General features: G+C 52.2%; 18 protein-coding genes. 8 read left to right on the top strand and 10 right to left on the bottom strand.

The window, feature by feature from the left end; all coding sequences use genetic code 11:
• Positions 1-70 precede the first annotated feature (70 nt).
• The 3 genes from ACQ0MK_RS10370 to cysD form a co-directional block, all read right to left on the bottom strand.
• Positions 71-760, bottom strand: coding sequence for a hypothetical protein (locus tag ACQ0MK_RS10370; RefSeq protein WP_430475945.1), 690 nt, complete (start codon positions 758-760; stop codon positions 71-73).
• 236 nt (positions 761-996) lie between these two features.
• The gene (gene cysN / locus ACQ0MK_RS10365; RefSeq protein ID WP_430475944.1) at positions 997-2,916 is read right to left on the bottom strand and encodes a sulfate adenylyltransferase subunit CysN; all 1,920 of its coding nucleotides are present in this window, start codon (positions 2,914-2,916) and stop codon (positions 997-999) included.
• Complete coding sequence (gene cysD / locus ACQ0MK_RS10360; RefSeq protein WP_430476019.1) at positions 2,916-3,809, bottom strand: sulfate adenylyltransferase subunit CysD; 894 nt, start codon at positions 3,807-3,809, stop codon at positions 2,916-2,918. Before cysD ends, cysN begins: the two co-directional genes overlap by 1 nt.
• A gap of 350 nt (positions 3,810-4,159) precedes the next feature.
• Between cysD and ACQ0MK_RS10355 the strand changes: the two genes are divergently transcribed.
• The 6 genes from ACQ0MK_RS10355 to ACQ0MK_RS10330 all read left to right on the top strand — a co-directional run bounded on the left by ACQ0MK_RS10355 (position 4,160) and on the right by ACQ0MK_RS10330 (position 9,798).
• Positions 4,160-4,969: a hypothetical protein gene (locus ACQ0MK_RS10355; protein ID WP_430475943.1), complete on the top strand. Its 810-nt coding sequence runs from the start codon at positions 4,160-4,162 to the stop codon at positions 4,967-4,969.
• Position 4,970: 1 nt separating this feature from the next.
• Positions 4,971-5,804, top strand: coding sequence for a hypothetical protein (locus ACQ0MK_RS10350; protein WP_430475942.1), 834 nt, complete (start codon positions 4,971-4,973; stop codon positions 5,802-5,804).
• Between the two features lie 70 nt (positions 5,805-5,874).
• Positions 5,875-6,699, top strand: a complete 825-nt coding sequence (locus ACQ0MK_RS10345) for a hypothetical protein (protein ID WP_430475941.1) — start codon at positions 5,875-5,877, stop codon at positions 6,697-6,699.
• A 209-nt stretch (positions 6,700-6,908) separates the two neighbouring features.
• Entirely contained in the window at positions 6,909-7,277 is a 369-nt protein-coding gene (locus ACQ0MK_RS10340; RefSeq protein WP_430475940.1) for a hypothetical protein, read from the top strand.
• A gap of 245 nt (positions 7,278-7,522) precedes the next feature.
• Entirely contained in the window at positions 7,523-8,428 is a 906-nt protein-coding gene (locus ACQ0MK_RS10335; RefSeq protein ID WP_430475939.1) for a hypothetical protein, read from the top strand.
• A 152-nt stretch (positions 8,429-8,580) separates the two neighbouring features.
• Positions 8,581-9,798: a PLP-dependent aminotransferase family protein gene (locus ACQ0MK_RS10330; RefSeq protein WP_430475938.1), complete on the top strand. Its 1,218-nt coding sequence runs from the start codon at positions 8,581-8,583 to the stop codon at positions 9,796-9,798.
• 108 nt (positions 9,799-9,906) lie between these two features.
• On the opposite strand, the gene ACQ0MK_RS10325 is transcribed toward ACQ0MK_RS10330, so the two are convergent.
• From ACQ0MK_RS10325 to ACQ0MK_RS10310, 4 genes are all read right to left on the bottom strand, one after another.
• On the bottom strand, positions 9,907-10,029 hold the full coding sequence (locus ACQ0MK_RS10325; protein ID WP_430475937.1) for a hypothetical protein: 123 nt from the start codon (positions 10,027-10,029) through the stop codon (positions 9,907-9,909).
• Complete coding sequence (gene cydB / locus ACQ0MK_RS10320; RefSeq protein WP_430475936.1) at positions 10,029-11,021, bottom strand: cytochrome d ubiquinol oxidase subunit II; 993 nt, start codon at positions 11,019-11,021, stop codon at positions 10,029-10,031. The genes ACQ0MK_RS10325 and cydB overlap by 1 nt, the downstream gene beginning before the upstream one ends.
• Before the next feature lie 2 nt (positions 11,022-11,023).
• The gene (locus tag ACQ0MK_RS10315; RefSeq protein ID WP_430475935.1) at positions 11,024-12,409 is read right to left on the bottom strand and encodes a cytochrome ubiquinol oxidase subunit I; all 1,386 of its coding nucleotides are present in this window, start codon (positions 12,407-12,409) and stop codon (positions 11,024-11,026) included.
• A 159-nt stretch (positions 12,410-12,568) separates the two neighbouring features.
• Positions 12,569-13,459 (bottom strand): LysR substrate-binding domain-containing protein, encoded by an 891-nt coding sequence (locus ACQ0MK_RS10310; RefSeq protein WP_430475934.1) that lies wholly within the window; start codon positions 13,457-13,459, stop codon positions 12,569-12,571.
• A 110-nt stretch (positions 13,460-13,569) separates the two neighbouring features.
• Here ACQ0MK_RS10310 and ACQ0MK_RS10305 point away from each other — a divergent pair, with 110 nt between their 5' ends.
• Entirely contained in the window at positions 13,570-14,574 is a 1,005-nt protein-coding gene (locus ACQ0MK_RS10305; protein ID WP_430475933.1) for a YeiH family protein, read from the top strand.
• Positions 14,575-14,653: 79 nt separating this feature from the next.
• Here ACQ0MK_RS10305 and ACQ0MK_RS10300 read toward each other — a convergent pair whose 3' ends face one another.
• Positions 14,654-15,352, bottom strand: coding sequence for a NirD/YgiW/YdeI family stress tolerance protein (locus ACQ0MK_RS10300; RefSeq protein ID WP_430475932.1), 699 nt, complete (start codon positions 15,350-15,352; stop codon positions 14,654-14,656).
• A gap of 311 nt (positions 15,353-15,663) precedes the next feature.
• Positions 15,664-16,200 carry a winged helix-turn-helix transcriptional regulator gene (locus ACQ0MK_RS10295; RefSeq protein ID WP_430475931.1) on the bottom strand — a complete coding sequence of 179 codons (537 nt, stop codon included), beginning with the start codon at positions 16,198-16,200 and terminating at the stop codon, positions 15,664-15,666.
• 40 nt (positions 16,201-16,240) lie between these two features.
• On the opposite strand from ACQ0MK_RS10295, the gene ACQ0MK_RS10290 reads away from it, so the two are divergent.
• Entirely contained in the window at positions 16,241-16,612 is a 372-nt protein-coding gene (locus ACQ0MK_RS10290) for a VOC family protein (RefSeq protein ID WP_430475930.1), read from the top strand.
• Between the two features lie 256 nt (positions 16,613-16,868).
• Here the strand turns inward: ACQ0MK_RS10290 and ACQ0MK_RS10285 are convergent, their stop codons facing one another.
• A complete protein-coding gene (locus tag ACQ0MK_RS10285; RefSeq protein ID WP_430475929.1) occupies positions 16,869-17,276 on the bottom strand; it encodes a DUF779 domain-containing protein in 408 nt (135 codons plus the stop codon).
• Positions 17,277-17,347 lie beyond the last annotated feature (71 nt).

Below are 17,347 nucleotides of genomic sequence, written 5' to 3'. Positions count from 1 at the left end.
CACATAGAATGAGAATAATTGGTTCTGTAAGAAAGGGCCAGTTTGGCGAATGTGATGGGGCCAATTCAGGTCATTGTGACGGGGCGGCCTGATCGACCCTTTCAATGATGCCCCGATTGGCAACTGTGTCGTGGCACAGCAATGGCACTTCAATGCGTTTGATCGCGGGTAAGTTGGCCTGAACGATGTCGCGTGTATCACTGTTACTGTCAGGAGTATATTGGACATGTGATGGCGCGGCGAGGAGTGCGTCAATGCGTTTGGCACGCAGTAAATCAAACCCTTGTTGCAGATTTTGCAAAGGCAGCCAGTCAACCATTGTGTTTTCCAGTGGGATGGCAGGGGGCGCGAACTGCTTCATCCGCCCAACCAGAATCTGATCCTTTGCCAAAAGGTCTGTGTTGGAAAGGATGAACAGCCGGATCTCAAAGACAAGTGTCTGTTGTGACCTTAACTGCGGATCATTCGGCGGCCAGCCCCCGGTTAGAATACAATCGAGCTTTTTCGTGCGATAAAGATGGTACAATCGATCATTGGGAAGCGTGTCGATGGAGCCCGTGCCTGTTTGAGCCCGCAAAACCTGCACAAAGGCACGGTTTTCTTCCGAGGCGAGCTGTGCCCACTGGTCATCAAGGACAACATGCGCGCCAATCCGCGCATCTTCTTGGGCAGTTGCGGGTGATCCTGATCCGGCACAAAGCAGCGCAGATAACGCCAAAAGGCTGCTTATGGTTTTAACCGGTGGGAGTCCGAACGGCATTCATCTCTCCTCCTTGTACCACTTTTGATTTTAGGCCAATGCAGATGATTTACAAGGTCATGGCGGAATGGTGGTGGGATAATTTGGTGTTGGGTTGGGTAATTTAAGCAAAAGGTTTGCTTGTTGGGGCCTCCAAAACGGAGTGCCAACCACAGCTTTGGAAACAAAAGAACCCTCGGCATGGAATATACCGGGGGTTCTTCATATTGGATCTGATGAGGGATCAGATCGAAAGATCAGATATCGGGGTACCACGCGCCCAGAACGCCGAATTCTTCGAGTTTGGCGACGATGGCTTCAGCGGCCTTTTCGGCACTTTGATTTTCCGTACTTACCACGATCTCGGCATTTTCAGGCCGTTCATACGGGCTGGAAATACCTGTGAAGTTTGCGATCTCGCCCGCACGGGCCTTTTTATAAAGGCCCTTTACATCGCGCTGTTCACAGACTTCAAGCGGGGTGTCGATAAAGACTTCGATAAACTCGTCTTTTTCAACAAGGCTTCGCGCCAACTGACGTTCACTTTTGAACGGCGAGATGAAGGAAACCAGCGTGATCACACCAGCATCAACAAACAGCTTGGCGGTTTCACCCACACGGCGGATGTTTTCCACCCGGTCGGCATCGCTAAAGCCAAGGTCTTTGTTTAGGCCATGACGAACATTATCCCCATCAAGGGTGTAGGTATGTTTGCCCATCGCATGGAGCTTTTTCTCCACCAGATTGGCAACGGTTGATTTCCCCGCACCCGACAGGCCGGTGAACCACAGAATGGCCGATTTCTGACCTTTCTGATAGGCGCGCGCACCCTTGTTGATATCCATTTCCTGCCATTTGATATTGGTCGCACGACGCAGGGAATGGTTGACCATGCCCGCACCAACAGTCGCATTGGTAAAGCGGTCAATGATGATAAAGCGGCCCGAATGACGGTTTTCATCATAAGGATCAAAAGCAAGCGCCTTATCAGACGAGATATTGGCAATCCCGACTTCATTTAGCTCAAGCGTTTTGCCAGCCATATGTTCAAGCGTATTGACATTGACCTTGTATTTAAGCTCGCTGATTTGCGCGTTGGTCACCTGTGCGCCCATTTTGATCAGATAAGGACGACCGGGCAGAAGTTGATCTTCATGCATCCAGATGATGCGGGCTTCGAACTGATCGGCAAAATCCGGCTTGGCATCAGATGCGGCCAGAATATCCCCGCGCGAAATATCAATTTCGTCTTCAAGGGTCAGCGTAACCGCCTGACCGGCAATCGCTTCTTCAAGGTTGCCATCAAAGGTAACGATGTCTTTGACCTTGCTGGTCTGACCTGATGCGGTGACGATAATCTCATCACCCGGTTTGATAGTGCCCGATGAAATTGTGCCGGAAAAGCCACGGAAATCAAGGTTCGGACGGTTGACCCACTGTACTGGAAGACGGAACGGTTTTTCAATCGCGTCTTGTTCGACCTGTACGGTTTCAAGATGTGAAAGCAATGTCGGGCCGTCATACCAAGGCGTATTGGCACTGGCTTCGATCATGTTATCGCCGCGCAGGGCCGATAGCGGAATTGCTGCGATCGAGCGATATCCAAGGTCTTTGGCAAAGGTGTGATAATCGGCGACGATGGCGTCAAACTTGGTCTGATCATAGTCGATCAGATCCATTTTGTTGACCGCAAGAACCACGTGTTTGATGCCCAAAAGCGACGTGATGAAGCTATGGCGGCGGGTCTGGGTCAAGATGCCTTTGCGGGCATCAATCAGGATCACGGCAACATCGGCGGTCGATGCACCGGTTGCCATATTGCGGGTATATTGTTCGTGGCCCGGCGTATCGGCAACGATGAATTTGCGCTTGTCGGTCGAGAAAAAGCGATAGGCAACATCAATGGTGATGCCCTGTTCGCGTTCGGCCTGCAACCCGTCAAGCAGAAGGGCAAAATCAATCTCGCCGCCTTGGGTGCCAACCTTGCGGCTGTCGGCTTCAAGGGCGGCCAACTGATCTTCGAAAATCAGTTTGGAATCCCAAAGCAAACGGCCGATCAGGGTCGATTTACCGTCGTCAACACTGCCACAGGTGATGAAACGCAGCAGGCTTTTTTCTTCCTGAGACTTCAGGTAGCCGAGAATATCATCAGCAATCAGGTCGGATTGGTGTGCCATTAGAAATATCCTTCCTGCTTCTTCTTCTCCATCGATCCAGCCTGATCGTGGTCAATCATGCGGCCCTGACGTTCGCTCGATCGGGTCAGAAGCATTTCCTGAATGATGTCGGGCAGGGTGGCGGCTTCGGATTCAACAGCACCTGTTAGCGGATAGCAGCCAAGCGTTCTGAACCGCACCGACTTCATTTCCGGCTTTTCACCGGGATTAAGCGGCATGCGGTCGTCATCGACCATGATCAAGGTGCCGTCACGCTCAACCACCGGGCGTTTGGCCGAATAATACAGCGGCACAATCGGGATTTGTTCAAGATAGATATATTGCCAGATATCAAGCTCGGTCCAGTTCGAGATCGGGAAAGCACGGATGCTTTCACCCTTGTTGATCCGGGCGTTATAAATATCCCACAATTCCGGGCGCTGATTTTTCGGATCCCAACGGTGGGTTTCGGTGCGGAAGGAAAACACACGTTCCTTGGCACGGGCCTTTTCCTCGTCACGCCGCGCACCGCCAAAGGCTGCATCGAACTTATATTTGTTCAGCGCCTGTTTGAGCGATTCCGTCTTCATGACATCGGTATGCATGCTTGATCCATGGCTGAACGGACCAATGCCCTGATCAACGCCGTCCTGATTGATATGAACAATCAGGTCAAACCCGTATTCCGCTGCGACCTTATCGCGAAACTCGATCATTTCGCGGAATTTCCAAGTCGTATCGACATGCATCAATGGAAAGGGCGGCGGGGCCGGATAGAATGCCTTGCGCGCGAGATGCAGCAGCACAGATGAATCCTTGCCGATGGAATAAAGCATCACCGGGCGTTCAAACGATGCCGCAACCTCGCGGATGATATGAATACTCTCAGCCTCTAGCTGGCGGAGATGGGTCAGATTAGGCTGCATTCTCTTTCCTGACAATTAATCAACACAATTTATTGTGTTTATAAATGTATTTCACTTGGCTTTGATGGGTAATATGGAATCGCCCAGATGGCAAGTGTGATTTCGATTTTTACACAAATTTTTGTAGTCGTTTGAAATTGAACATTGAAATATGTGTTTAATATGTCCGAAAAAAGGCTGCAAGCCTAATCCTCGAAGTTTGCAATCATCGCTTCCTGACCTTTTGGGGTGGTGGTTCCCCCTGACGGATAAGTGTGACAAGCGTCACAGGAAAGTCGTGTCGCCAAAAAGTAGTATTAGATTGATGTAATTCACTTTGATCTGGTTTGGGGGCAGGCATGAAATTCGACATCACCATTTGGGGCGAGGCCACCGAGGTTATTCGCAAAAACCTGACGATCTTTGCGGTTGTTGTCGGGACATTGTGGCTATTGGATAGTGTCATTTATGCCATCAAACCCGAAGCCGATGCGTCGCAAGCGCCAACATTTATTGTCGGTATGTATCTGGCCATTGCATGTCATGTGACGGTTTTGCGCAATATAAGCGGCTTTAAGGCAGTAGGCTCGCTTGAAAAGTGGGCTTTCTTTCGGTTTTGGCTCCGCGGCTTTGCCGTTGCCATGGTCAGCCTCATTCCGGCACTTTTCATTTTGGTACCAGTCCTGAGCATACCTGAAGTCAAGGCAGCAGATGAAACTGTCAGATACGTCTTTGTGATGGTGGTTACGCTTGCATTTTATGGGGTGTGTACGTTGGTGATGCTTGGTCTGTTCGGAACCTGGATGCCCGCAGCGGTTATGGCAGATGGCTCCTCGATAAAGCGTGCATTTGCACGCGGGCGCAAAACAATCGGCTATGTGATGTCGCGACTGATCATTGGCCCGGGGGCAAATATCATCCTGTTTCTTGCCACGATTTTTCTCCTGCCCGCGCAATTTTCCGAAGCAATCCGGACCTACACCATCCAGGCGGGCAATCTGAAATTCGTTCCCTTTGATATGGCGATGAACGGGTTGGGATATCTGGTCTGGGCGACGGGTATTGTTCTGGTTGCTGTTGTCTTGTCACGTGCCTACCAGCTTGGTGAGGCACGCTTGGCAGATGGCAACAAGCCGGAAGGCGAACTCACAGAAGCGGAGGCAATTTGATATGACCGAAGATAGTAACATCGCGCAGCCAGAAACGAAACAACCCGGCATCTGGAAAGCCAGTTTTCAGCTTCTGTGGCAGTGCCGGACGAGTTTCCTGATTGCGATTGTGCTGATGCTTGGTTTGGTTTTCTGGCAAATGACCGGCAGTTTCGCAGGGCAGGTTTATGTTGTTTACCTGCTTGGCTTTGCCATATGGGGATTTCTTGCGCTTTCGCTGTTTAACGCGACGATGAACGGGCGCAGGGAAATTACCGCACTTAAATTCATAGACAAGCCGCACCTAAAACTTTTTGCGGGGCGTTACCTTTTGCTTCAAGTCCTTGTCACCTTGCCCTCATCCCTGATTCTGTTTGTCATGACCGGAAGCTTTATGCTGTCGGTCCAGGAGACGACGAAGGTCGAAAATCTGGTTGCTTTGGGGATAACGGCTCCTGTCACGTTTGTCGCCCTTTGGATTGCCATTGTGTTTTTTGCCACCTTGTTGCCTGCCGCACTTGCAGACGATAGCAGTGGCATCGGCCGCTCCTTCGCGCGTGGCAGAAAGACAGTCTGGTATGTGACCGGTCGTGTTTTGATTGGTCCTGTCGTCTGGCTGTTTCTCACCTCTATTATCGTCAATATTGTTCAGACCGCAGGTGGAGAACCCCTTATCTCGTCTGATGGCGTGTTTCAGACCAATATGACAACGGTGATGACCTTGGCGATATCAAGCCTGCAGTATGTTTTCATTGGCGGGATGCTCGCCGTCATCGTGACGCGCGCCTACCATCTTGGTGAAAAGCGGTTAGCTTCCCGGGATATGCCTTCCCTCGAAGAACCCGCCGAAGCATAGGCAGGGGTGTGACACATATTGTCCTTGTTCATAACTTTGCCGCCAGTGGGTTGAAGGCTGCTCTGTAAAGATGCCCAAGCATTTTGATGCCCTCATGGAAAAATCCCTTCCAGGTTCGGTCACCCGCATCTGGAAGGGAACCTATGTCGCCCTTCGCAAGAACTGGCGGGTTTTCGCCCTGCTTCTTGTCGCTTGTGTCGTCGTCACGTTGCCGACGGTCTTAATTAAGGGGCAGATTGCAGGATGGCTCAAAGGTACGATGGTACTTGGTTTTGAGTGCATTACGCTTTACGTCATTTGTTCTTGGGCGATGCGTGGACATGCTGAAATTGCGCAAAAACGACTGTTAAATTTTACGCTCCGCTTTGTGGTTCTGAAGTTGTTGATCACTCTGCCAGCTCATTTGTATTTCTTGTTCAACTTCGGAGACATCATTTGGACAGCCCGCGATATGGCGGCTGTTTCAAATGGCAACGTCGCGACTGAGCGATCCATCATTTGGGCGCGGGCAATGATCACGTATCCGATGGCAGCTTTTGTGTACCTGTTGGCGTTTACGTGGCTTCCTGCCTCTCTTGTTTCTGACGGCGGTAGATTTTTAGATGCAGTGAAGCGGGGCCGAGTTGTTTTTGGCCATAACCTTGTATGGTTCATCGCAGGGCCCTTCGTGCTTACACTCATATTTGAGCTTACCAGTGTTGGGCTGGGGGAACTGGGGGTGAGCATTCTGGTCGCACTGGGCGGCGCGGGTGAGGGCCTGTACCGATTATATCTGTTGTTTTTTGTGGGCGCCGTTTGGGGAGCCGCGAAGATTTTATGCGTAAATACAATGATCGGGATCGTTATCTCGCGGGCATATTTGATTGGAGAGCAGCGCCTGGAAGCGTCGGTTTGATGTCAGAATTCTCCTTGCGCGAAAATGCGCAACTGCTGTGCGCTCTTGTGTCTTCCGAAAATGGATTGATCGGATCATTGTGGCCGCGAACGCCCGCTTGGGGCGATGATTAAGCGGTTCTTGAGGTCACAGTGTTTCGTTTCTGGTTTCGGTTCAAGCAGGCGTTCGGTCTGTTTTTACATCTTGCCTATTTGCCGAGGTTAAAGCGTGTGATCGCGATTACCGCCAGTGTGAACCTTGTGTTCGGGATCACGCTTGGGACATCGGCTGCGATGGTGACCGGGCTTTATGGCCAGAGTGACGCGCATTACGCCCTTCTCCAGACCATCAGTGCAGGTTTTACGATCTTTGTTCTGATGCTTGTCGGAGCCAGTCGCCTGTCGGTCGGGATGATCGGGTTGGTGTCGTTTTCCGGCGTGTTTCTTGGCGGTGTAATCACCGCACTCAGCCCGGATTACTGGCTTTACATGGTGGGGTTCGCCGTGGTCCTTGGCTTTGACGGGATGTTTAACATCTATATCCGCACTATCCGGCAAAAGCTCATCCCGGCAAAGGATTACGGCAAAACAACCGTGTGATTATTTTGTTCAACAACATGACACAACCTTTGGCGGGCCAGCTGGTTGGCTTGACGGCAAGTCTTGAGCAAACCAACTGGCTTATCCTTGTGCTATGCGTGGTGATGGGGCTTGGTGGTGTTTTGACGTCGTTGCCAAGGTTTCAGGCCCACACATCCGCATAACTCTGATCTTAACTTGTCGAGGCCTGAGAGTTCGCCTATTGGTTGTGCTTTGGGGTGATACTTCAGCGAATTGAGGGCGTTGTGGAAACAGATAGCATCGAGGATAGCGGAAAATCAGCAGATCCAAAGTTTGATAACTGGATCCTTGTTGAGAGCTTTCATGTCATCAAAAAAAGCAAATTCGTTTTCTTGACGCTTTTGCCAGTGCTGTTTTTAGTGATATTGGCTGACCAGTATTTATCCCGTGCATTTTTGATCGATGGTGGTGCTGTTACCCAAGGCGCAATTGTCCGCATGGCATTACGGGACGTAGCGCTTTCACTGGTGTTTGCGGTCCCTATGTTGGTTCTTGCATTCGTCGTACATGCCAGCGTGCTGCGCCATCAGTTTTCTTGGCAGGTATTCCAAAATATCGAACGTTCAAAGCTTCGCGCATTCTTTGAACGCTCCATCCTTGTTCTGGCGATGTGTGCTTTTGTTAGTCTTGTGCCAACGATACTTTTCATTTTCGATGTGGTCTATATCGACGGCAAGCTGACAGTGAAGCCAGAGCTTGTCTCGACTGTTACGGTCATAACGTTTTTGACGGCCGGATGTGGTTTCTTAATTTTGATTTGGACCATCACTTGGCCAGTGTCGGTAATCCTTGATGGCGACAATTCCATTCAACGGTGTTTCCGGCGTGGGAAGAAAACATTCTGGTATATCATTGGCCGTGTTTTGCTGATTTCACCGGCTTTGTTGGTGATTTCGATAGCTGCTAGCGCTGTGGTCGTGCCGGTAGCTAAGGCGCTGGTTGAGGCGGGCGCAACATTCTCTGCGTCTCCATTGGGGCTTCCAATTTGGCTTGCCGTGCCTCTTGGTCTGATCAATAGCGTTCTATACGCAATATCAACTGTGATTGTTGCCGTAATTATATCGCGCGCATTTTTGATTGGTGAAGCGCGCCTCAATAACGACCGCTCAGGTGAGCGATCTTCAAGCTGAGCAAGGGATGATTGCCTTCCGGTCACGATGGCTTGAGAGAATGTTGTTTGGTAATTTTATTTCAAATTTTAATCACACATTAAAATAAACTTGATTTAGGTCAGTGTTCCTTGCCAAATAAGGGCAATGTTACTGACCTAAAGAGAGTTGCCATGACCATCCAATGGAATGAAATGATCGTGCCTGATGCCCGTGCCCTGCGCACATCTGAAATCCGTGATCTGTTGAAAGTGGCCGAGCGGCCAGAGATTATTTCATTTGCCGGTGGGGTGCCGGACCCGAAGCTTTTCCCGCTTGCGACTTTTAATGCGGTCTATGGCGATCTGACGGGGGATGAGGTTGCCGGTCGGCGCAGTCTGCAATATTCGATTAGCGAAGGTTTGCCGGGTTTGCGGCAATGGATTGCCGATGATTTGGCTGCCGCCGGGGCTGCGCGTGACATCGAAAATATCCTGATCACCTGTGGCGCACAACAGGGGCTTGATATGCTTGCTCGTCTGTTTCTGGAACCAGGGCGTGAAATCGTTCTTGAAAAGCCAAGCTATCTTGGCGCGATGCAGGCCTTTTCCATGCGCCGTCCAAGCTATGTCGGTGTGAATATGGATGATGACGGGCCGATCATTGCCGAACTTGATGCGGCTTTTGCAAACGGTGCGCGGATTGCCTATCTGTCGCCAGATTTTCAAAACCCGACCGGACGGTCTTATTCCCTAGACCGCCGGTTGGCCGTGCTGGAAACCGCGCGCAAATATGGCGCGATCATTCTTGAAGACGCCGCCTATTGCAAATTGTCCTATGAGGGCGAAATGCTGCCATCGCTTTTGGCCCTTGATGAAGTTAATGGGGATCGTGATGCCGGTACGGTTATTCAATTGGGTACGTTTTCCAAAACAATGGCACCGGCCTTGCGGATTGGCTGGATTACCGCGCCACGTCCGGTGATCTGTCAGCTTGTTTTGATGAAGCAGGCCGGGGATTTGCACGTTTCAACGATCAATCAGGAAGTCGCTTTGCGCGCAGCAACCGCGCTGTTCCCGGCACATATTGAAACCCTGCAGGATGCTTATCGGGCCAAGCGCGATGTCATGTCGGCCGCACTGGATGAAACCATGCCCGAAGGTGTTTCTTGGTCACGGCCACAAGGCGGGATGTTTATTTGGCTCACTTTGCCCGAAAACATCGATAGTCGCGCATTGCTGGCCGAGGCGATGGAAGATGCCCATGTCGCCTTTGTTCCCGGTCAGGCATTTTTCTGTGATCAAAGTGGCGGCAATACCGCCCGTCTAAGCTTCGCGACCGAAAGCACGGAACGTATCGTTGAAGGTATCAAACGACTGGCTGATTTGATTGCGCGCAAAGGCAATCAATAGACCGAAAAAGCCCGGCAGCGGGTGGGGGGGATGTGCTGCCGGGCAAGGTGCCTGCCGGCAAGAGGTTGGCAGGCATGTTTTGGAAAACGGTATTTTAGGGGTAAGCAGTCAGGCCTGCCCCAGTAGCGCCTTAAGAAGCATTGCCGCTGCGCCAACGGTTATGATCCCGGCAATATAAAGGGCGGCGAACCATAAAAGCCGTCGGGTTTTTTCAGATCGGATAAGGGGCATTAATGATACCCCTCGTCACTGACCTTGCCGCGAAATACCCAATAGGCATAAGCGGTATAGCCAATGATCACCGGAAGCAGGATCGCCGCCCCGACCAGCATGAAGGCAAGGCTGTTTTCCGGGGCGGCTGCGTCGCGGAATGTGATCATTGGCGGGACAATATTGGGGTAAAGCGTGATGCCAAACCCGATATAGCACAGCAAAAAGATGCCAAGCGTAATGCCAAAGACGGTCTTCTCGCGGTGTGATACAGCCCGCCACAGCCAAACCAAAAGACCTGCTGTAATGATCGGGATCGGGGCTAGCATCAATATATTGGGCATTTCAAACCAGCGCGACGCGTAGGTCGGATTCACATATGTCGTCATCAGCGATATCACGCCAAGATTAGCCGCCATCCAGATCACTGCCGGTTTGGCAAGGCGGCGCAAATTACCCTGAAAATCGCCTTCCATTTTCATAATCAGCCAACCCGTGCCAAGCAGGGCATAGCCAACCACAACCGCCGTTGCGCAGAAGATCGAGAACGGGCTCAGCCAATCCATTGCGCCGCCGACAAAACGCCCGTTTTCAACAGAGATCCCTTCGATAAACCCGCCAAGCATCGCACCTTGCATGCTTGCAGCAATGATTGATCCCGCCGAAAAGGCAAAGTCCCAGTGTTTTTGATGGTTCATGCTTTTAAACCGAAATTCAAAGGCAACACCGCGAAAAACAAGCGCCAATAGCATGATGAAAACCGGAATGTAGAAGGCGGTCATCAGCAATGAATAGGCCAGCGGAAAGGCGGCATAAAGTCCACCGCCGCCCAGAACGAGCCAGGTTTCATTGCCATCCCAGATGGGGGCGACGGTATTCATCATGCGCCCGCGTTTGGTCGGGTCCTTGATCAGCGGAAACAGAATACCGATCCCCAGATCAAAGCCATCCAGCGTGACATAGGCAAAGACAGCAACCGCAATCAAAAGAACCCAAATCAGTTGATAATCCATGCTCATTCTCCTGCTTGCGGGGGATTGTGGGCGGCAAGGGGGCGACCACCCGCACGAAGGACTTCGCCCCGGGGGACATGGGCATCACGCGGGTCAAGATTCATCGCGCGGATGATATAGGCCGTGCCAACGCCAAAGACGATGGAATAGACAATGACAAAGGCCAAAAGCGACCCGGCAATGGCGATGGGGGCAACCGGTGATCCGGCCTCTGATGTCCGCATTACGCCATAAACCACCCATGGTTGGCGACCAACTTCGGTGGTGAACCAGCCCGCCAAAATGGCGACAAAGCCACTTGGCCCCATGATCAGGGCAAAGCGATGCAAATATTTGCAGCTATAAAGCTTATGACGCCAACGCGCGATGAGACTAGCAACGCCCAAAAGCGCCATCAGCACACCCAAACCAACCATAATCCGGAATGACCAGAAAACGATGGTGGCATTCGGGCGGTCTTCAGGCGCAAAATCTTTAAGCCCGACAATCTTGCCATCCCAGTCATGAGTCAGGATCATGGAGCCAAGTTTTGGAACTTCCAATGCGTATTTGGTTTCCTCGGCATCCATGTCCGGCCAACCAAACAGGATCAGCGGTGCGCCATTCTGGGTTTCAAAATGGCCTTCCATCGCGGCAACTTTGGCCGGTTGATGCTCAAGGGTGTTAAGCCCATGCATGTCCCCGGCAACAATCTGGATCGGGGCAACGATGGCCGCCATCCACATCGCCATGGAAAACATGATGCGCGCAGCCCGGTTTTCCCGATCACGGATCAAATGCCAGGCCCCCACAGCACCAACGACAAAGGCTGTGGTTAAATAGGCGGCCAGAACCATATGGACCAAACGATAGGGGAAGCTTGGATTAAAGATCGCATCAATCCAACTTGTGACAACCGCCCGACCGTTTTCGATGGCATAGCCATCGGGTGTCTGCATCCAGCTGTTGGCAGACAAAATCCAGAATGCTGAAAACAGCGTGCCAATCGCAACCATGGTGGTGGCGGTGAAATGTAATTTTGGACCAACACGGTTAAGACCAAACAGCATGATGCCAAGAAAACCGGCTTCCAGGAAAAAGGCGCTTAGAACTTCATAGGCCATAAGCGGGCCAATCACCCCACCAGTGAATTCCGAAAATGGCCCCCAGTTTGTCCCGAATTGATAGGACATCACAATCCCGGAAACGACCCCCATGCCAAAGGCCAAGGCAAAGATTTTCAGCCAGAATTTATACAGGGCAAGATAGGTATCATCGCGCGTGCGCAGCCACAGGGCTTCAAGCACGAACAGGTAACTTGCCAGCCCGATGGTAAAGGACGGGAATATGATGTGAAATGAAACGGTGAAAGCGAATTGTATGCGTGCCAATATTTCTGCATCAAGCATTGGCCTTGTTCCTCTAAGTCGTCGCAGTGTCGATCCAAAGCTTACGTCTAAGGTAGCACAGATCGTTAGAGGAAGGCGATAAAGCACAGGGTGGTTTTGTGCATTGCGCAATCGCAATTCAAATTAGAAAATTGCTAAACTTACGTGGCGTAGAGATTTTCACATCGGTTCTAAGCATAGCTTCTCAAGCGCCAACGAGCTTTGCGTCTGTTTGCGCTCTTTATGCCTCAGAACCATGAATTTGCGTGGCGGGATCGGGAAGCTGGCACGCGCCAGACGGCCGTGGGCGATCAGCGAACTTACCGCGAATTGTGAAACGGCGGTGGCCGCTTGGCCGCTTTCAACGGCGGTGATGACCGCTTCGTTACTGGGTAGGATCAATGCGGTTTTAAGGCGGGTTGGATCAACGCCAAGATCACGCAATGCACTTTCAAATTCCGACCTTGTGCCAGATCCGGCTTCACGCAAAATCCAGTCGGTTTGCGTTACCAATGCTTGCGCGGTGAGCGGGCGGCCATCCGCCCATGGATGTTTGGGGCCGACCACGACAACAAGGGCATCTTCGGCAACTTCGCGTTTGGCAAGGGCCGGTTCGTCAATGTCACCTTCGATAAAGCCAATGTCCGCTGCCCCGCCGCGCACGGCATCCGATACGGTTTTGGTGTTGCCGATTGTCAGATGGATTTCAATACCGGGATATTGGTCGTGGAATTTCATCAAGAATGGCGGCAACCAGTAACTGGCAATCGTCTGACTGGCATAAACGTTGAGATCACCGCGCTGCATCCCGCCGAGTTCAGCCAGTGTCAATTCCGCGGCCCGCGCACGGGCAAGGGTTGCTTTGGCTTCATCAAGGAACAGTCGCCCGGTCTGGGTCAGTTCGATCCGGCGGCCCACCCGGTTAAACAGCGCGATGCCATAAAACCCTTCAAGATTTTTGATGGCTGAGCTGACCGCCGATGGGGTCAGGCCAATCGCCTCGGCCGCGCGGGTCAGGTGTTCGCGTTCGGCAACCGCGACAAAGATATGCAACTGTTCCAGCGTCATCATGGCAAAAGCCCAATCATTCGATTTAATCGAATAAAATATGAATTTTTATTCGATGGAAGTAAATGGTTGAGCGTGAGATTTTCCGATTGTGATCAAAACACAGGAAAATCATGTTTTTTAACGCACGCATCAAACCAATCTTGCCGGGGCTTGTCGTTACCTTGCTGGTTGCACTTGCCGCCAAGCTGGCCGAACAGGCCGAGCAGATGTTGCTTGGCCGGGGCTGGGTTGAAAGTCTGGTTTTTGCCATCCTGATCGGGGTGGTGGTACGATCCCTATTTGGCTTGGCCCCGCGTTATTTTGCCGGTGTGCGGTTTTGCGGCAAGACGGTTTTGGAAGTCGCGATTGTATTGCTTGGCGGATCGATCAGTGCGCAGGCGATTGGCAGTGCAGGCGGTGGCTTGATTGTCGCGATCATTGCCGTGGTCTGCGCCAGCCTGTTTGTCAGCTATCACATTGGCCGCGCGCTTGGCCTTTCAAAACATCTTTCGATGCTGGTTGCGTGCGGCAATTCGATTTGTGGCAATTCGGCAATTGCCGCAACCGCACCTGTGATTGATGCCCGGTCTGATGATGTTGCGGCATCCATATCCTTTACCGCCGTTCTGGGCGTGCTGTTTGTTTTTGTCCTGCCGATGCTTCATGCCGGTCTTGGCTTGTCCGCCACCCAGTATGGTATTTTTTCCGGGCTAACGGTTTATGCCGTGCCACAGGTGTTGGCGGCAACCGCCCCAGCAGGCGCACTAGCCGTGCAAGTCGGAACCTTGGTCAAGCTGATCCGGGTTTTGATGTTGGGGCCGGTGATCTTTACCCTTGCCGTGCTGGGCGGGCGGGCCCGTGAAACCAAACTTCCCATCGCACAGGTCGTGCCATGGTTTATCATTGGGTTTATCGCCATGATGGCAGCCCGGTCATTTGGAGTGTTGCCGGAGTTCGCCTTGGGCGGGATGAAAACCGTGTCGTCGTTCCTGACCATTCTGGCGATGGCCGCCCTTGGACTAAGCGTTGATATCCGCAATGTCATGCATGTTGGCGGGCGGGTTGTGATGGCGGCCCTGTTGTCGCTGATATTCCTGTGTGTGCTAAGCGGTGTGGTTCTGGTGATTTTGGCCTGAATCCGAACAAAAAAGCCGACGCCAGTTAACCCGGCGTCGGCCATTTTTTCATCGTCAGGTGACAGTTCCCTTTACCGGGTTACTGCATGTAAGTGTTGCTGTCATTCATGACGACAATCGAGGATGCAACAAGCTCGCGTTTCGTGAACAGACCAGCTGCATCCATTTCCCCGGCGACCGAAACACGATCCCCGGTCTTGATTTTCTGGCGAACCTGCTCATCGGCACTGTTTTCCGGCACGTCGCTCGTATCGACGGTGATCGATGTGTTGCCGGTATTCAGGGCAATTTCATCTTCGCGAACTTCTGTCACCTCGCCGGTGAATGTCACCCATTCGTCACCTGTTGGCAGACCGCTGTTATTTACAAAACCGGTGCGATCTTCGCCGTTGGTGTAATAGGCACCGCGTTCGGGAAGGAAGATCGACGTGGCGACAATCCTTTTATCGGAAAAGAAACCTTCGGAAACTTCACCATTTACGCGAACTTTGTCGCCTTTGTTGACAAAGCCCTGATCGAGCCAGCCGTAATCGGACATGTCGACAGCAATTTCGCCATACCCATAGCTCATCGTGAACTGATCATCGGTAATTTCTTTTACCGTCCCTGACAGTTGAACCGATTCATGGTCGTTCAGGGTTGCAGGGTTTTTTTGCATCGACTGCTGTGTCGTTTCCGGAACCTGTGGGTTTTCTTTCTGCTGTCCTGCAGCCATTGCGGGCGCAGTCCCCAAGGCAATCGCGGAAAGAGCGGTCAGTGTAATCATTGAGCGTCGCATAATGTGATGCTCCTTTTTTATGTTGGAATTCAGTTCCGGGCGCGATGCGTCCCGGGATCGCTTTCCAATTGCAGAACACATGCAGCGGGGGTGTTGTTCCAGATTTTTTCGCAAAAAATTTATGTCTGCGAGAAGCGAAATGCACAAAAAGCCCGCTGTCACATCGGGGGCAAGGACAGCGGGCAAGGAAGAAGAGGCTGTGCAATCCAATGGACATGCCAGCAGCGTTTTCTGGAGGCGGAAATGTGAGATCATGGGAGGACTTCACACGCCACGAAACGTCACGGGTAGCAATGTATTAGGTCTTGACTCTAGAGGCTTAGTCCTATGGCCCGGTTGATTATCTGTCCCGCATTCACCGCCTGATAGGTCGGAAACGGTGTGCGCTGTGACACATCAATTTCACGCCGAAGCCACTCCCGTTCTTCGAGCATTCCCAGTGACTTGGAAAGTGCACGATCGGTAATCGCACCCAGACCGGACCTGATGGTTGAAAATCGGCTGGGAGCTTCCGTCAATGCTAGGATCGGTACAGACCAGCTTCGTTTCAAAATGTCAAACCCGTCCTCTCCCGGTGCTGCTTCCAGGATGCGGTGGGCCATTGCGGCAACCACCTTGCCTTGCTCCGTCAGACGGAATTCCGGCCGGAGCGGGTGGCCATGGCCCGGGTTTCTCTCAAGCAGTTCCAGTTGGATCAGGTGCTCCAGGCTGGCGGCAAAGGCACTGCGCGACGCCGTGGTAGCTGCGATCAACGGTGCCTGCCGGCCCGGAACGCCGGAATGCAGCAGCGCCAGAGTTTTCAAAGACCAGGCTTTCGATGTGAGCTTGACAAGTAACGGGATATCCATGAATTATAGTTACTATATTTTTAAGGCAAAGGAAAGTGTCATGTCTGTCGTTTCGTTGGAAAACACCATCACCCTCGCCCTATCGGTGCGTGACCGCCATGCCAGTGCGGAATGGTATGAAAAGAATCTGGGCTTCCAGCTGCTAATGCACATTGACGCCGCCGGTTGGAGTGAAATGCAGACCAAAACGGAAGGCGTCACTCTGGGATTGGGCGAGCAGATGGAACCGTCTCCGGGCAACCTGGTGCCCGTTTTCGGCGTTGCGGATATCGCGTCGGCCCGTGCGGCCCTTGAAAAGGTGAACGTGAAATTCGACGGCGAGACCGAAACCATAGAGGGCATGGTCAGTACGGCCACATTCTACGATCCGGACGGTAATGCGTTGATGCTGGCGCAGGATCTGACAAAATAATAGCTTTCGACCGGACCGGAGGCGTAGGACGAACGCGCCCGCTTTCCTGTTAATCCGCAAGGGTTTGTCGTTCAGACAGACTCTGGCACACGCATAAAAAAGCCCGCTGCCTCATCGGGGGGAGGGGCAGCGGGCAAGGAAGAAGAGGCTGCGCAATCAAATGGACATGCCTGCAGCGTCTTCTGGGGTTTCGGAAATGTGAGATCATGGGAGGAAATCACACACCGCGAAACGCCACGGGTAGGCAATGTCTTAGTTAGCTGTCGCTGGTGATCGGGGCTTTCTCCTCAGCCGTCTTAAGGGCATTCCATTCATCGTCGCTAAAGATGCGGGATCGGGTCAGGAAGCGCTTGCCTTCTGGTCCTTCAAGAGAGAACATCCCACCCCGCCCATCAACGACGTCAATGATCAGTTGCGTGTGACGCCAATATTCAAATTGTGCACGACCCATAAAAAACGGACTGCCTTCGATTTCCCCTAAAAGCACGTCCTGATCACCGGTTTTAAATTCCCCGTCGGGAAAACACATCGGCGCGCTGCCATCACAACAGCCCCCCGATTGATGAAACATCACCGGCCCGTGGATGGTTTTAAGCTTCCTGATCAGATCAATAGCCGCACTGGTTGCGGTGACCCTGTCAGGGACGGTTTCTGATCCGGTCATGGGTACCTCCTGCAAGATGAAGGATGAAAGAAAGCCGGACGCATGAGGGAGGATATGCGCCCGGCCGCGAT

This window comes from Thalassospira lucentensis (assembly GCF_050516545.1).
In the GTDB taxonomy this organism is placed as follows: Bacteria; Pseudomonadota; Alphaproteobacteria; order Rhodospirillales; family Thalassospiraceae; genus Thalassospira; species Thalassospira lucentensis_C.
Note: the sequence above shows the minus strand (reverse complement) of the source record. Positions and strands in the feature narration are given on the sequence as shown.

Coding starts and splice junctions, on each gene's coding strand:
- ACQ0MK_RS10305 (WP_430475933.1), top strand. CDS start 13,570: ATGTTTTTTAACGCACGCATCAAACCAATCTTGCCGGGGCTTGTCGTT.
- ACQ0MK_RS10315 (WP_430475935.1), bottom strand. CDS start 12,409: ATGCTTGATGCAGAAATATTGGCACGCATACAATTCGCTTTCACCGTT.
- ACQ0MK_RS10330 (WP_430475938.1), top strand. CDS start 8,581: ATGACCATCCAATGGAATGAAATGATCGTGCCTGATGCCCGTGCCCTG.
- ACQ0MK_RS10345 (WP_430475941.1), top strand. CDS start 5,875: ATGCCCAAGCATTTTGATGCCCTCATGGAAAAATCCCTTCCAGGTTCG.
- cydB (WP_430475936.1), bottom strand. CDS start 11,021: ATGGATTATCAACTGATTTGGGTTCTTTTGATTGCGGTTGCTGTCTTT.
- ACQ0MK_RS10290 (WP_430475930.1), top strand. CDS start 16,241: ATGTCTGTCGTTTCGTTGGAAAACACCATCACCCTCGCCCTATCGGTG.
- ACQ0MK_RS10325 (WP_430475937.1), bottom strand. CDS start 10,029: ATGCCCCTTATCCGATCTGAAAAAACCCGACGGCTTTTATGGTTCGCC.
- ACQ0MK_RS10300 (WP_430475932.1), bottom strand. CDS start 15,352: ATGCGACGCTCAATGATTACACTGACCGCTCTTTCCGCGATTGCCTTG.
- cysN (WP_430475944.1), bottom strand. CDS start 2,916: ATGGCACACCAATCCGACCTGATTGCTGATGATATTCTCGGCTACCTG.
- ACQ0MK_RS10295 (WP_430475931.1), bottom strand. CDS start 16,200: ATGGATATCCCGTTACTTGTCAAGCTCACATCGAAAGCCTGGTCTTTG.
- ACQ0MK_RS10285 (WP_430475929.1), bottom strand. CDS start 17,276: ATGACCGGATCAGAAACCGTCCCTGACAGGGTCACCGCAACCAGTGCG.
- ACQ0MK_RS10355 (WP_430475943.1), top strand. CDS start 4,160: ATGAAATTCGACATCACCATTTGGGGCGAGGCCACCGAGGTTATTCGC.
- ACQ0MK_RS10310 (WP_430475934.1), bottom strand. CDS start 13,459: ATGATGACGCTGGAACAGTTGCATATCTTTGTCGCGGTTGCCGAACGC.
- ACQ0MK_RS10370 (WP_430475945.1), bottom strand. CDS start 760: ATGCCGTTCGGACTCCCACCGGTTAAAACCATAAGCAGCCTTTTGGCG.
- ACQ0MK_RS10350 (WP_430475942.1), top strand. CDS start 4,971: ATGACCGAAGATAGTAACATCGCGCAGCCAGAAACGAAACAACCCGGC.